We start from the raw sequence: 16,000 nt of genomic DNA on the forward strand, positions 1-16,000 counted from the left end.
ATAATAAACATTGCATTAGCAATAACTAATAATAAGGATTGGCATGTCTATACTGTCCAAAAAATTGTTTTATCTCACGTTCATCCTGTGTTGTTTTATACCTGCATCATATGCGGCGAAATCCATAAAACCATCTTACAACGATCAATTTAACGGCTTAGAATTTAGATCTATCGGCCCTTATCGGGGTGGGCGTTCCGCATCAGTAGAAGGGATCATTGGTGATGAAACAACGTTTATTATGGGCACAACCGGCGGTGGTGTTTGGCGCACAAAAGATGGTGGACAAAGCTGGAAAAATATTTCGGATGGTTTTTTTGGCGGTTCGATCGGTGATATAGCTATTGCCCCTTCAGACAACAACGTTATTTATGTCGGCGGTGGAGAAAAAACCCTACGCGGTAATGTCTCTCATGGTGAAGGTCTTTGGAAAAGTACCGATAATGGCAAGACATGGAGTAATATCGGGTTAACAGACACACGTCATATCCCGCAAATTCAAGTGCATCCTACTAATCCAGATATTGTATATGTAGCCGCGTTAGGTCACTTATATGGGGCAAATGAGCAACGCGGTGTTTTTCGCTCTGTTGATGGTGGCAAACAATGGAAAAAAGTCCTCTATGTCAATGATGAAGTTGGTGCCGTTGATGTAAAAATGGACCCTACTAACCCAAGAGTTTTATATGCATCGACTTGGCGAGTTAAACGAACCCCTTATAGTTTGTCTTCAGGCGGAGAAGGCTCAGGACTTTGGAAGTCAGTTGATAGTGGAGAGACTTGGGTAAACATCTCAAACAATAAAGGCTTACCCCGTGAAGTGTTGGGTATCAGCGGTTTTTCTGTTTCTCCGGTAAATTCAGATACCGTTTGGGCAATGATTGAAGCAAAAGATGGCGGATTATTTCGCTCTAATGATGCCGGCAAAACCTGGAAGCGAGTCAATAAGGAGAATAAATTACGTCAACGCGCTTGGTATTACACGCGTGTTTATGCAGACCCGCAAGCGATAGATACCGTTTATGTATTAAATGTAAATTTTCATAAATCAACTGACGGTGGAAAATCATTTACCGCGATTAAAACCCCTCATAGCGACCATCATGATTTATGGTTAGATCCCCATAACCCCAATAGAATGGCAATTTCAGATGATGGGGGTACGCAGATTTCATATAATGGTGGTAAAAGTTGGTCCACTTATTTCAATCAACCTACCGCACAATTTTATCGCGTCACCACAGATAACCATTTTCCTTACCGTATTTATGTTGCTCAACAAGATAATTCCACTTTACGGATAAACCATCGTTCAGATGGTGGTGGTATCGATTTATATGATTGGGAACCAACGGCGGGCGGAGAAAGTGGCCATATTGCGCCAAAACCCAGCAACCCAGATATTGTTTATGGTGGCTCGTACATGGGCTACATGACTCGTTATGATCATAAAAGTAAAGCGAGTCGAGCTATAAACGTTTGGCCAGAATCTTATATGGGCTCTGGCGCCCAAGCCGTTAAATATCGTTTCCAATGGAATTATCCTATCTTCTTTTCCCCTCACGATGACAACATTTTATATACGGCCGGAAATCATTTATTTAGATCAGATAATGAGGGGCAAAGTTGGCAAGTGATCAGTCCTGATTTAACCCGTAATGATCCGAACACGCTCAAATCTTCAGGAGGACCAATTACACAGGACAACACCAGTGTTGAATATTACGGGACAATTTTTGCCGCAAAAGAGTCACCCCATGAACAAGGGGTTATTTGGACAGGATCCGATGATGGCTTGCTGCACATTAGTAAAGATGATGGTAAAACGTGGAAAAATGTCACACCTCGTAAACTCCCAAAATGGGCACAAATTAACAGCATTGAAATTGATCCGTTTAATAAAGGGGGGTTATTTGTCGCGGCAACGCAATACAAACTAGATGATCTCACGCCTTATTTATTTCATACCAAAAACTATGGAAAATCATGGCAACGTATTGATAAAGGTATAGACCGAAATCACTTCACCCGTGTGATTCGCGTCGATACTAAAAAGCAGGGTTTGCTATATGCAGGAACTGAAAATGGATTATATATTTCCTTAAACCATGGCAAAAATTGGCAGCCTTTTAAACTGAATTTACCCCAAGTACCCATCACAGATTTAGCGGTTAAAAATGATGACTTAATCGTAGCGACACAAGGTCGTTCTTTATGGTTATTTGATGATTTAACAGCAATTCGGACATTTAACAGTGCTGATTTTGATAAGAATATTCGCCTAATTAAACCGCGTGATAGTTATCGCTTAGATGTTTCCGCCTCATCAGCACCGGGACCAAAAGGCAAAAACCTAAGCAAAGGCGTTCAAGTCAGTTTCTATTTACCCCACGAGCCTTTAACCAAGTCGACGCATGAAAAAGATAAAGCCGGCAAGCAAGCACTAACGCTCAGCTTCATAGATATGAACGGTAGGTTATTAAGAAAGTTTTCAACAACGGCAAAAGAAAAACACAATAATATCAACGTGACAAAAGGCTTTAATCGCTTTACTTGGGATATGCGTACCACTCCTCCTCGTCGATTTGATGGCATGATGCTATGGGCAAATCGCATGATTGGCTATAAAGTGATCCCAGGAGAATACCTTGTTGAATTAAGTTACGGTGAAGAGAATGCCGATAGTTTTATCAAACAAAGCCAACGTTTTAACGTATTAACTGATCCAAGAACTCAAGCAACTTCAGCAGACTTTGAACAACAATTTAGTTATGCGCAAGCGGTATGGCAGACCTTAGAAGACACCCACAAAGCAATAGGTAATATTCGCGCCTTACGAGAATCTATCAAAACAATTCAAGCCAAGCTCAAAGACGATAACAGTTATCAGGCATTAAATGAATTAGCTGCTAACATGCTTGAAAAAATGAACAAGATTGAAAACACTTTATACCAAACCAAAAGTAAGGCGCGACAGGATCCGCTTGGCTTTCCTGTAAAATTAAATGATAAGCTTAATTCCGTATATGGTTCAGTTGTTTATGGAAATATGCGACCAACGAATCAACAGTTAGAAGTTACTAAAATTGTCACGGATAAAATTTTAGCTCAGTTAGCGTTATTTGATGAATTACAACAAACACAATTACCTCGGTTTAATCAATTAATGATCGATCTTAAGGTCCCTACTTTATCCGTAAATATCTAATGGAATTTGGAATGAATCGCGGAAAGTGCTTCATTGCTTCAATGGACCTTTAACTTATTAAAAAGTGCTTGAGAGAATAGCAGCACTTTTTAATTTCAGTTATGCTAACGATTAAAAGAATAATTGACGTATTGATGACTACACTCGCATTAAAAATTCCACCGCTGTTGCTGGTATTAATTTTCGCTACTTTAATGTGGCTTTGTCAGTTAGCGCTGCCACTCACCTTATATGATAGAAATATCGCACAGCCGTTAATGGTATTGTTTGTGCTCATTGGTGGCACCATAATCTTAACTGGCGCATTCGCTTTTAAACAAGCACAAACGACCGTAAACCCAACAAAACCGGAAACTACAACGGCTTTAGTGAAAAACGGCATTTACCAATATACCAGAAACCCAATGTATCTTGGTATGCTTTGTTGTTTACTGGGTTGGGGATTTTATTTGGCCAACCCAATGACAATCTTCTTGATTCTTGGCTTTATTTTTTATATCAATCACTTTCAAATCAAACCTGAAGAACAAATGCTAACTCAACTTTTTCATCAAGAATTTATTGATTATTGTGCGTCTGTTCGTCGATGGTTATAGGTAAAGTTTATGCGAATCTACCTTGTATTATTCAGTTTATGCTTGATTGTTTCGTGTTCCGAACACAATATTCAAACGTCTTTAGCCAATAAACAACAGCACTACAGTGATAAAGTATTGAAAGCGGCTGATATTTCTGACGATGGTCACTATTCACTCACTAGCGATAATCAACAAATATGTTTATGGAACAATGAAACAAACACTAAAAAATACGATTGTTTACAAGGGTTAGAAGCTCAACTTATTGAGTTATTGGGCATATCAAAAAATAAGCGATATTTTTATACCTCAAATCGTGTCAATGTACATCTATACGATTTAGCCAGTGGCCGACTGATAACCGTTTGGACAGCCGGAGATAATATCATCAATGATATTGCTATGTCAGACGATGAGCGCACATTAGTTTTTGGTTTTCGAAGTGGTCAAGCAAGTATTGTTTCTATTGAAAACAATACTATTAAAACGTATACACCACATCGACTCGACATAAACAGTGTTAGTATTTCTGCTGATGGCACTAAAGTTCTCACCGGTTCTAGTGATAAAACCGCTGCTTTTTGGCAAGCAAGCACTGGCAAAATATTACAAACATTTAGCCATGCCTCTAGGGTAAATCATGTCGTGATGAGTGCAGATGCTAAAGTCGCTTTTACTTTAGACGCCATTAAAGATCGTTGGTTTTGGCTCTTAAGAATTGGTAAAAAATTCTCAGAATTAGCGAGCAACATTAAATTTATCGAATTTAATGATTCAATCATCACGCATAATAATCAATGGTTACTTACCGCTTCCCCTAAACAATTGTTACAATTATGGCAGGTGAAGGATGGTGCTTTACTTGGTGAATGGCACGCTTTTAAATACAAAGATAAATATCGTTCATCGGTTCTCAACATTAAATTAATCAAGCCAACTGAAATAGCCACAATCACGAGTGACGGAGTCTATGAAACTTGGCCAATCAAAGCGATAGAAAAACCTTAATGTCATTTATTCGTACTAATCGTAAAATTCATAAATGGGGCAGCATCATTGCAGCACTTCCTCTACTTGTTGTGATTATTTCAGGTATTTTATTATTAGTGAGAAAAGAATTTGCTTATTTGCAACCTGAAACTAAAGTGGGGCTTGAAAAGATACCCTCTATTAGTTTTGAACAGATTATCACGCAAGTAAAAACTGTAACGCAAGCCAATGTTAATAGCTGGCAAGATATCGACCGCTTAGACGTAAGACCCAATAAAGGGGTTATAAAAGTCCGTACGAATAGCCAATGGGAAATTCAACTCGACAGTAACACCGCGGATATCTTACAAGTGGCATATCGACGTTCTGATTTTATTGAGAGTTTGCATGATGGAACTTATTTTCAAGATAACGCCAACCTTTGGCTAATGCTTCCCAGTGCTCTGATTTTATTGACGTTACTAATTACGGGCCTTTTCCTCTTTTTCTATCCTTATTATAAAAGGCGTTAAACAATGAGTACAGCAACTACTTTCACCGTAGATCAACAAATTGATACGTTATTAGCGCCGGTTGCTGAACTCTTTACTCAAATCATTTTCTACTCGATATCAATTAACTCAATCGATATTCCATTGATTGTTCTCTGGTTAATCATCGCCGCGATTAGTTTTACCTGTTATTTCGGATTCCTTAATTTTACTGGGTTAAAGCATAGCGTTAAAATAATTAAAGGTGATTACTCTTCACCAAGCGATAAAGGTGAAGTTAGTCATTTTCAAGCTCTCACCACGGCACTTTCAGGTACCGTTGGTTTAGGTAATATAGCTGGCGTTGCCATCGCAATCTCTATTGGTGGACCCGGTGCGACTTTTTGGATGATGTTAGCTGGTTTAATGGGCATGTCAGCTAAATTTTTAGAATGTGCTTTAGGGGTAAAGTATCGTCAAATCGATGCGAATGGTATCGTTCGCGGTGGCCCAATGTATTATTTAAGTGAAGGATTATCGGATTTAGGACATAAAAAACTTGGCAAAGGTTTGGCGATCTTTTTTGCTATTTGCTGCATGACTGCATCATTGTGCGGCAGTAATATGCTCCAGGCTAATCAAGCTTATAGCCAATTTATGATTGCCTTTGCCCAAGACAGCAGTTTTTGGCAAAACAAAGGCTGGTTATTTGGTTTAATACTTGCCTCGATTATCGCCGTTGTTATTATTGGCGGGATCAAAAACATTGCTAAAGTTACCTCGAAAATTGTCCCGTTAATGGCGACAATTTATTTAGTCTCTGCCCTCTTTATCATTTGTTATCACATAGAAAAAGTCCCCTCCGCTTTTTATTTAATTTTCACAGAAGCCTTTCATCCACAAGGTGTGGTTGGGGGGATAATAGGCGTCATGATACAAGGCTTTAAGCGGGCCACGTTTTCTAGCGAAGCTGGTGTTGGAGCTGCCGCTATTGCTCATGCCGCCGCCAGAACCAATGAACCGATTAGAGAAGGTTATGTCGCGCTGCTCGAACCGTTTATTGATACCGTCGTTATTTGCACTATTACTGCTTTAGTGATTGTTATTACTGGCGCATACACTTCGGTTGAAGGGGTTGATGGCGTAGCGTTAACATCTAGAGCGTTCGCCAGTGTAATTTGGTGGTTTCCTTATCTATTAAGTATAGCCGTGTTACTTTTTGCCATTTCAACAATGATTTCATGGGCATATTACGGGTCAATTGCTTGGCAATATATTATGGGGACCAATAAATATTTAGACCTATTATATAAATGTATTTTTTGTACCTGTACCATCATTGGCGCATCGATTAGTTTGAATTCTGTCATTGCCATTTCTGATTCAATGTTTTTCTCCATGGCGATCGCCAATATTATTGGTTTATATATGATGGCGCCTATGATGAAAAAAGAACTTTTCAGCTATAACCTAAAATATCGCCCATAATCCCATCTACAAAAGCGCGTAATCACCTAATAATTTAACCTTACTTTCAACGTCATTACCAGTTATGGCATTGATGTTACTTGTTGTTACAAAGATCCTCAGATAAATATTTGCCAAACACTCAAAGTGATATCATAATGATATCATCTTGTTTAAACATTCATGGAGAATAACATGATCACAGAAAAAGAAATAAAAGCACCGAATGGAATTATGTTCATCTTTGTTTTACTGGCATTACAAATAGGCACCATTGCCATTGCGATTAATGGTTTAATGAATCAATCAGCAGGCCAAGCTATTGTAGGGTTTATCGCGGCAATATTAGTGTTTATTTGTTGGTTTGGCTTTTTTATGGTGAATCCAAAAGAAGCGAGAGTACTTCAGTTATTTGGAAAATATTCAGGCACAGTACACAGCTCTGGCCTTCGATGGGCTAACCCTTTTTATACAAAAGCCCGCGTTTCAATGAGAGTAAGAAACTTTGAAAGTGGTAAGCTTAAAGTCAATGATAAAAATGGTAACCCTATTGAAATTGCCGCAGTTATTGTTTGGGAAGTCATTGATACTGCCGAAGCAGTTTTTCAAGTTGATGACTATGAAGATTTTGTATCCATTCAAAGTGAGTCTGCTCTAAGAAACCTTGCGACAAGTTATGCATACGATCATCATGAAGATGAAGACATTTCATTGCGCAGTAATCCGAATGAAATATCCAATGCATTAAAAACCGAAGTACAAGAACGACTAGAAAAAGCAGGTGTGCGCGTCATTGAATCAAGGATCAGTCATTTAGCTTACGCCCCCGAAATCGCTAATGCCATGTTACGTCGCCAGCAAGCAATGGCAATAATATCAGCAAGAAGAACCATAGTAGAAGGTGCTGTAGGTATGGTTGAAATGGCGCTTCATAAATTAGAAGAGCGTGAGATTGTTGAGCTTGATGCTGAACGCAAAGCTGCCATGGTCAGTAATTTATTGGTGGTCTTGTGTAGTGATGAAGCTGCACAACCTATCGTTAATACGGGTACTTTGTATTAATGACATTCATCCTTAATTTTAATTTAGAACAGAGGTAATCGTGGCTAAAAAAGCTTATCCGCTGAGAATTAATGAAGAAATTCTTAATGCCATGCAACAATGGTCTGATGATGAGTTACGTAGTTTAAATGCTCAAATTGAATATGTATTACGCGATGCACTAAGAAAAGCGGGGCGAAGTAAACCTCGCCCGATTGAACCAATTATTGATCCTGTTGATGAATAAAACAGCACATATAGATATTCAATTTCATAAATGAAATTATGTTACATATTTGGCGCTTAACTCATATTGTTATATACATATTTTTGGCATAAAAAAAGCCGATAACACTGTTATCGGCTTGTTAGCTATGAGGAAGCTAGAATATACAAATTATTACAACAAGCGTCCGTTAAGGAACGAAACAAAGTATAGATTAACTCTATATTCTTTGTAAAGCACTTTTTGTAATAAAATTACACAATATGTAATAAAACATTCAAAATATTAAATGGCTTAATGTGCTTGCTCCCAGTTATCTCCTTCACCAGCTTCGGCGATTAATGGTACTTTTAGTTCAACAGCAGCATTCATAATTTCGACTAATTTAGCGGTGGTTTCTGCAACAATATCCTGATGAATTTCAAAAATTAACTCATCATGCACTTGCATGGTCATTTTAATACGGTCATCATTTTGCGCTTCAATCCATTCATCAACCGCTAACATCGCTTTCTTTATGATATCAGCAGCTGTACCTTGCATAGGAGCATTGATAGCAGCTCGTTCAGCACCTTTTCTACGCATAGCATTTTTCGATTTTATTTCCGGTAAATACAGTCGGCGTCCGAATAAAGTTTCAACATAACCCTGCTCTGTTGCTTGTTGACGAGTGTCTTCCATATAAGCGAGCACATTGGGGTAACGCTCGAAGTATTTATCCATATATTCTTGGGCACGATGGCGAGGAATATCTAATTGCTTCGCTAAACCAAAAGCTGACATGCCATAAATTAAACCAAAGTTAACCGCTTTCGCACTGCGGCGTTGATCGGCAGTAACATCAGCTAAATCTACACCAAAAATTTCTGCCGCCGTCGCTTTATGTACATCTCGACCGTCTGAAAATGCCGACACTAATCCTGGGTCATCTGATAAATGCGCCATGATTCGCAGCTCTATTTGAGAATAATCTATCGCGACAATTTTATGATCTTTTGGTGCAATAAAAGCAAGACGAATTTTACGCCCTTCTTCGCTACGAATTGGGATATTTTGTAAGTTTGGATCGGTTGAAGATAAACGCCCTGTTGCAGCAACTGCTTGTTGATACGATGTATGCACACGTCCTGTATTACTAACCAGTAACGGCAATTTGTCCGTATAAGTCGATTTTAATTTACTTAAACCACGATTTTCTAAAATGACTTTGGGTAAAGGATAATCTAGTGCTAACTCTTGTAACACTTCTTCTGCTGTAGAAGGGGCTCCTTTAGGCGTTTTTTTAATGACCGGAATTTTTAACTCTTCAAACAATATTTTCTGCAATTGTTTTGGTGACGATAAGTTAAATGTTTGACCCGCAATATTATGTGCTTCAACTTCTAATTCTTGTAACCTCATGCCGATCGAGTGGCTCTGTTCGTTCAATAAATCACTATCAATCAACACGCCATGTTGCTCCATCCGTGCAAGCACTGGCACTAACGGCATTTCTATTTCATTAAAAACGCTAAGTTGTGTGTTGCTTTTCTCAAGTTTAGGATAAATAGCTTGATGTAAACGCAAAGTTATATCGGCATCTTCGGCGGCATAATGGCCCGCTTTTTCAATGTCAATTTGATTGAAAGTTAACTGTTTAGCGCCTTTTCCGGCAATGTCTTCAAAATGAACGGTTTTATAACCCAAATATTTTTCAGCTAAGGCATCCATATTATGGCGCGTGGCAACGCTATTTAAACAGTATGATTCGATCATAGTATCAAATTTAATACCTTGCATTTGTACACCGTAATGAGAAAGCACATTCGCGTCATACTTTAAATTTTGACCTACTTTTTGACGATCACTATCTTCAAGTAATGGTTTAAGTTGGGCAATAACCCAGTCTCTATCTAACTGATCTGGCGCGTCGATATAGTCATGTGCAACGGGGACATACGCTGCTTTACCAACTTCCACAGAAAATGATAAGCCAACTAACTCGGCCTTCATATAATCAACGCTGGTGGTTTCGGTATCAAAAGCAAAAAGATCCGCTGCGGTTAATTTAGCTAACCAGCTAGCAAAGTCTTCTTTATTGAGAATAATGTCATACTTAGTTTCAATAACCTCTGCAGGCACTGACTCTTCTTCATTCTCCTCTTCGCTAATAATTGTCGTCGCTTCACTATTAGAACCTTTTGTTAAATCCGCCAATAAACGACGTAATTCAAATTTAGTGTAAAGCTCGGTTAATTTCGCGACATTTGGCTCTGTCGGTTGCAGTTGCTCAACAGATTTATCAAGTTCTACGTCTAATTTAATAGTTGCTAATTCATAAGATAGAGGTAAAAACTCTAATGCTTCTCGAAGGTTTTCACCAATTTTTCCTTTTACGCTATCGGCATTTGCGATGACATTGGCCAGAGTTTCATGTTCAGTTAACCATTTAACAGCCGTTTTAGGGCCACACTTATTTACACCGGGTATGTTATCGACTTTGTCGCCCATCAAAGCAAGATAGTCAATAATTTGATCAGCACGTACCCCAAATTTTTCTAAGACGCCAGCTTGGTCCATTTTTACATTCGTCATCGTGTTATAAAGCGTGACATGCTCATTTACTAACTGAGCCATATCTTTATCGCCGGTTGAAATAACTGTTTCAATACCTGCTTTAGTGGCTTGCGCTGCTAATGTACCGATAACATCATCCGCTTCCACTCCCTCAATAACGAGTAAAGGTAACCCCATTGCTTCAACTATTTCATGAATCGGTGCTATTTGTGTGCGTAAATCATCAGGCATTGGAGGACGATTGGCTTTATATTCAGGATACATATCATTTCTAAACGTTTTACCTTTCGCATCGAATATCACGACAACGTTACCATTGGGGTAATCTTTTTTCAGGCTATTGAGCATATTTAATACGCCAGTAATTGCTCCTGTAGATTGACCATCTTTGGTTGATAACGCTTGCAAATAAGGCACATGATAGGCACGAAATAAATAAGAAGAACCATCAACTAAAATGAGCGGAGATAATGAAGATTTGGACATGATGATTTGTATCGCTAGTAAGAAATTTGGCTAAGCATGCCATAAAGCCTGAATACTCTCTAGCAATTAACCATTAATGTATGAAAAAAATGAGTGAAAATGTGGATAACTTTGTTGAAAAGCAGCATAAGATTCCATAGAGATGAAGTATCAAAATGGGTCAAATATGGTTAAGCTTTTGTTTTATATGGAAAAAGGTAAGAAAAAATCCTTTTATCTATATTATTATTATTATTTTATAAATGTGGATAAGTATTTTTTATCTCTTATTGATTGCTCAAAAAGAGACCAACCATCCTCACTAAGGGAATAAGAGATTACCAGAATTTTCTGTCATTACCAGTCTATTATTAAATTATTTTTAAAGAAATATGACACATGCAAATAACAAAAAAATATAAGTGAGAAAGGGTGCCTGACAGCGCTTACTTTAGTTGGATAATTATTTTAAAAAAAGACTATTATTAATAATTAATTTATGGCGAATATATTACTGACGATATTGAAACCGTTTCATCAATCGAGAATTTGTATGGACTTATCGACTTACCTAAAAAATATACCAGAACAAAGAATGGCGCGCTTTAATGCCATCTATTCTTTAATCATGAAATTATTTCCTGATGCAGAGCCATCAATGAAATACAAAATGCCAACTTTTACATTGGGTGATCATTGGATCGCTTTAGCTAACCAAAAAAATTACTTATCAATTTATACGTGCAATGCACAGCATTTAGCTGAATTTCAACATCAGTATCCAAAGATAAAAACAGGCAAAGGTTGTATTAATATTAAAGATAACGACACGTTTGAACTGAATGATTTAGACTCGGTCATTACTAGTGCGTTAACAAAAAGTCTAAAATAAACAGTTGGAATTTAATCCCGTGACAAACGGTTTAAGTTTCAGCTAGGTTTATGAAAATATTCTCTTTTAGGCAAGTTTAAAGGTAATTTCAAAGCAAGCGCCAGCACAATAATTTGGGTTATATTGGATCTGCCCTTTTAATGATTGAGTGACTAAATTATAAACTATATGCATGCCTAATCCTGTGCCCCCTTTACCACGTTTAGTGGTTAAAAATGGTTCAAAAATATGCTCAACATTATCTGCTTTAATCCCTTTACCATTATCCGAATAAATAATAGAAACCTGTTCACCCGCTTGTGCTATTTCAATATCGATATGACCTTCTTCCATACCCGCAAAGCCATGAATACATGAGTTGCTATATAAGTTAGTAAAAATACGGGTTATCGCATCAGGGTCATGAGTGATAAAAATAGCTTTATCACCAAAAATATCCGCAGTGACTTTTTTATGCAGCGTTTTATTGTGCGCTACAATAGTTTGCAATATTTCAAATAAATTAAATGTTTTGACTCGTTCATCACTTTGTATCACTGCCGCCTGTTTAAAATCAGCAATTAAAGTTGCCGCTCTTTTTAAATTGCCCTGCACCATATCAATACTTTGTTCGATTTCCTGTACATAAGTTGATAAGCCAGATTTAGTGACAGTATTTTTATCTAAGGTTGATTTTAATTCTATTGTACTGTCCTGAATTAATGAAGATGCCGTTATGGCAATACCTAAAGGCGTATTAATTTCATGTGCCACACCAGCAACTAACCTACCAAGCGAGACCATTTTTTCAGCTTCTACTAATTCGGTTTTTGCCTCTGTTAGGCTATTAATTGATTCTTGCAGTTGTTGCGTTCTATTAACGACTCTTTGTTCTAATTCATTCTGATATTCTAATAATTTTTTATTTGCCGAAGTGAGATCTGAGCCTAACAATTTTATACTGTAAGTAACTACCGATAAGATAATAACGATCATAATCGCTGATTCTATACCTGTCCCAATGACGATATGTTTATAAAGCTCAAGCTCATTTACTAAACCCATTAACATTACACTACATGCGATTAACGCATAAATAGTCCATAAAAATTTATCGGTCCCGGTTAGTACCGCAAAACTAATTAATGCCGGAAAAACTAATAATGCCTCGTCTCTAATGCCCTGATTAAAAACACAAAGTGTTAAAATTAAGATGGTTATCGATAAATTGACTAAATTGGAGCCATATTGAACTAGATCTTTTTTTACCAGATATCGACCAATAGAAAGGCAGATCAGAAATATAAACAGTAGGGTTAAATTAAACCAATCTTTGTACATCAGTGGAAAAAGAGCAGCTAAAATTGTTGCAGATTGGGTTAACCAAGTGACTTGTATAATACGTTTCTTTCTGAACAATTCAGGATTTAATTTATTCGCTTCTGTCGTCAAGAAAATCTCCTTTAAGCTAATAAAAAGCCTAAATATCCCATTGAATAGGCACGATATTAACTATAGTGCTTATTTATAATTTAGCTAAAAGTCATTTAATTGGCTAGGTAAAAAGCCTAATTTCACATGGAAGAAAGGCATTTTCCGTGATTTTGTATGCAGTTTATCTATAGATGCAAGATAGGTAGATTCATAAAGAGAATCAATAGGTTTAAATTTCCTAATAACATCCTGAACGAAGAGTTAAGAATAATGGTAGGGTTGATTATGAATAATAAGCGTTATGCCAACTGTTTGACAAAACGCCTATTTATTTTATCAAATGAGCTTTAATGACTAAAACTCATCGTGAAATCCTTACTTTTTTTAAGAAGTAAGAACAATACTAGTGCAGTACAATCACTTCATTTTGATCTAAGCTCAATGACGCTTGACCTCCAGTAACCGATACTACATCACCGCCGGTTAGACTCGTATAAGTACCGTCGGCAAGACCTAGTGATGAAACCGAAATAGTTGCTGCAGCACCTTTGTTCATTGCAACAACTACGGTGTCTGTCCCTTCTTTTCGTTCAAACACTAAAATATCAGCATTCAACCATTTTTGTTGGTAGCTACCTGTGGCAATGGCGGCACTTGAAATTCGTAAATCAGCCAATGATTTTATCATAGTAAAAGCAGCAGATGTTTCAGAAAAAGACGGCATTTGCTCTCGGTTATAAGGGTCATGACCGACTTCACCATCACCATTTGCAGTGAACCATGTCGAGTTTTGCTCGGTACCATAATAAATTGTTGGAATACCTGGTAACGTCATCACTAAGGCCATACCTAGATTTTGTCTTGCTTCCGCAAATGCTTTTGCAAAACCTTTACCTTGTCGCCCTTTATTGACAACACCGTTTGTTTGTAAGTAAACACTGGTACGTGTGGCGTCATGGTTATCAAGGAAAATTGGCTGCCAATCTTCACGATTACCCATAGCACCTGCACGGCTTTCAATATGAGCATTAAGATCAATCATTGAAATATTATCAGCAATAACATTTTCAATATTATCCCGTAGGTTGAAATCTAATAATTCAGACCCTCTACCTTCACTTAAAAAAGCCATTGAATTAGCATCTGACGCGCCGGCATCCATCCATTCACCAAAAATATAAACATCGGGGTTTACGGCTCTCATTTCAGCAGTAAAGCGATTAATAAAATTAGGTTCAATATGTTTTATTGCATCAATTCTAAACGCATCAACACCGTGTGCTAACCATTTTTTCGCCGCTTCAATCAGGTAAGTATCAGAAACCGAATTACTATTAACGCCGTGATTAAAGTCGGTTAAATTAAACAAGGTTTTATTACGATACGCCCATGGGTCTGACCATTCATTACCACAGGTTGTACTAGGGTCTGAATCGTAACAGTCAGCAATTGCGCCATTTTGATGAAACCAAGTTGAATTTGCTTCATCCGCTTGAAAGACACCTTCTTTATACACAGCACCATATTCATATTTATCATTTTGACTACTATGGTTCGGAGCAAAATCAAGCACAAGCTTCATACCACGCGCTTCCATCTCTGCATCTAATTGATCAACTAACGCCCAACTCCCTAAGTGCTCATCCACTTCATAAAAGTCGCGCCCCCAATAACCATGATAAGCACCAGCAGTGCCAGAGTTATCAACATTATCATTTAAAGGGGTCACCCAAATAGCCGTAATCCCTAAGTTTTGAAGGTAATCAAGTTTATCGATAAGCCCTTGAATATCTCCACCCCAGTATTTTTTCCATTCATCTAAATTACCGCTACCACCAACGCTCGATGTCGCGCTGGCATTATTACCATTATCATTGCTCGTATCACCATTAGCGAATCGATCTAGGAAAACAAAGTACATGGTACGATTACGAAAATCATTTGTTGCGGTGACAGGAGAACAATTTGCCCCTAAACCGTCAGATACTGACTTTATCGAGTCATTGCTACTATCAACGACAATATGGGCAAAGCCTTGGGCGACAGAAACATCTGCTGAAGGAAAAGCATCGCTTCCCCAGCCACCATTTTTATCTATCTTAAATCTTGGCCCACCAGAAGCATCACCACCGTTAAATTCAATACAGATTTCATAATCTGAAGTTGTTCCCACTTGTGTTAACAATGTGCCTTCGGCCCAACCATTCGGGGTGCCACGCAAATGATAACCTGTTCCACCACCTGTCGACCCGCCATGTGTTGATGAAGGTAAAATAGCCCAACCTTTCGTATCTGTATAAAATTCAATATCCCAAGTTCCCGCTGAGACTGAAATATTACCGCCACCTTGACCACCCGTACCGTAGTTTTCACTCCAGTCACCAAAACGATCAAATTTTATCTCCCCAGCTGAAGTAAACTCTACGTCATCAGCTAACATTGTGTTATTACTGATATCAGCCATTTGATCAGCTGCCCAGCTATTATGCGTGCCGCGGATAAACCAATCGGCATTCGCTTGAAATGCAAGTGTCGAACTTGCTGCAAGCAACATCAATACTCGTTTCATATTATTTTCACCTTTCTATTAAGTTTTATTTTTTATCAATTATTAATCTTTAATAGAGGTAACTACCAAAAAAGATAACCTCATGTTTTCACTAAAAAATTCATTCTAACTTTGCAATTAAACTA

The 16,000-nt window shown here is 37.8% G+C and carries 11 protein-coding genes; 8 read left to right on the forward strand and 3 right to left on the reverse strand.

Annotated features, from left to right (window positions below; genetic code table 11):
• Nucleotides 1-43: 43 nt before the first annotated feature.
• The 7 genes from ABXH06_RS08480 to ABXH06_RS08510 all read left to right on the forward strand — a co-directional run bounded on the left by ABXH06_RS08480 (nt 44) and on the right by ABXH06_RS08510 (nt 8,001).
• Complete coding sequence (locus tag ABXH06_RS08480) at nt 44-3,208, forward strand: WD40/YVTN/BNR-like repeat-containing protein (protein WP_353517941.1); 3,165 nt, start codon at nt 44-46, stop codon at nt 3,206-3,208.
• A 134-nt stretch (nt 3,209-3,342) separates the two neighbouring features.
• Nucleotides 3,343-3,804, forward strand: a complete 462-nt coding sequence (locus ABXH06_RS08485; RefSeq protein ID WP_353517942.1) for a methyltransferase family protein — start codon at nt 3,343-3,345, stop codon at nt 3,802-3,804.
• Nucleotides 3,805-3,813: 9 nt separating this feature from the next.
• Entirely contained in the window at nt 3,814-4,794 is a 981-nt protein-coding gene (locus ABXH06_RS08490; protein WP_353517943.1) for a WD40 repeat domain-containing protein, read from the forward strand.
• Nucleotides 4,764-5,288: a PepSY domain-containing protein gene (locus ABXH06_RS08495; protein ID WP_353517944.1), complete on the forward strand. Its 525-nt coding sequence runs from the start codon at nt 4,764-4,766 to the stop codon at nt 5,286-5,288. Before ABXH06_RS08490 ends, ABXH06_RS08495 begins: the two co-directional genes overlap by 31 nt.
• A gap of 3 nt (nt 5,289-5,291) precedes the next feature.
• The gene (locus ABXH06_RS08500; RefSeq protein WP_311580906.1) at nt 5,292-6,734 is read left to right on the forward strand and encodes an alanine/glycine:cation symporter family protein; all 1,443 of its coding nucleotides are present in this window, start codon (nt 5,292-5,294) and stop codon (nt 6,732-6,734) included.
• A gap of 174 nt (nt 6,735-6,908) precedes the next feature.
• Complete coding sequence (locus ABXH06_RS08505; protein ID WP_311580909.1) at nt 6,909-7,775, forward strand: SPFH domain-containing protein; 867 nt, start codon at nt 6,909-6,911, stop codon at nt 7,773-7,775.
• A 40-nt stretch (nt 7,776-7,815) separates the two neighbouring features.
• On the forward strand, nt 7,816-8,001 hold the full coding sequence (locus ABXH06_RS08510; protein WP_432280232.1) for a type II toxin-antitoxin system antitoxin: 186 nt from the start codon (nt 7,816-7,818) through the stop codon (nt 7,999-8,001).
• Nucleotides 8,002-8,274: 273 nt separating this feature from the next.
• Here the strand turns inward: ABXH06_RS08510 and polA are convergent, their stop codons facing one another.
• Nucleotides 8,275-11,022 (reverse strand): DNA polymerase I, encoded by a 2,748-nt coding sequence (polA, locus tag ABXH06_RS08515; RefSeq protein WP_353517945.1) that lies wholly within the window; start codon nt 11,020-11,022, stop codon nt 8,275-8,277.
• A 478-nt stretch (nt 11,023-11,500) separates the two neighbouring features.
• Here polA and ABXH06_RS08520 point away from each other — a divergent pair, with 478 nt between their 5' ends.
• Nucleotides 11,501-11,893 (forward strand): iron chaperone, encoded by a 393-nt coding sequence (locus tag ABXH06_RS08520; RefSeq protein ID WP_353517946.1) that lies wholly within the window; start codon nt 11,501-11,503, stop codon nt 11,891-11,893.
• A 66-nt stretch (nt 11,894-11,959) separates the two neighbouring features.
• On the opposite strand, the gene ABXH06_RS08525 is transcribed toward ABXH06_RS08520, so the two are convergent.
• Together ABXH06_RS08525 and ABXH06_RS08530 are read right to left on the reverse strand one after the other, a co-directional pair.
• Nucleotides 11,960-13,324: a sensor histidine kinase gene (locus ABXH06_RS08525; RefSeq protein ID WP_353517947.1), complete on the reverse strand. Its 1,365-nt coding sequence runs from the start codon at nt 13,322-13,324 to the stop codon at nt 11,960-11,962.
• 385 nt (nt 13,325-13,709) lie between these two features.
• Nucleotides 13,710-15,875 (reverse strand): alpha-amylase family glycosyl hydrolase, encoded by a 2,166-nt coding sequence (locus tag ABXH06_RS08530; protein WP_353517948.1) that lies wholly within the window; start codon nt 15,873-15,875, stop codon nt 13,710-13,712.
• Nucleotides 15,876-16,000 lie beyond the last annotated feature (125 nt).

It is taken from the genome of Thalassotalea sp. SU-HH00458 (assembly GCF_040362795.1).
GTDB lineage: Bacteria > Pseudomonadota > Gammaproteobacteria > Enterobacterales > Alteromonadaceae > Thalassotalea_H > Thalassotalea_H castellviae.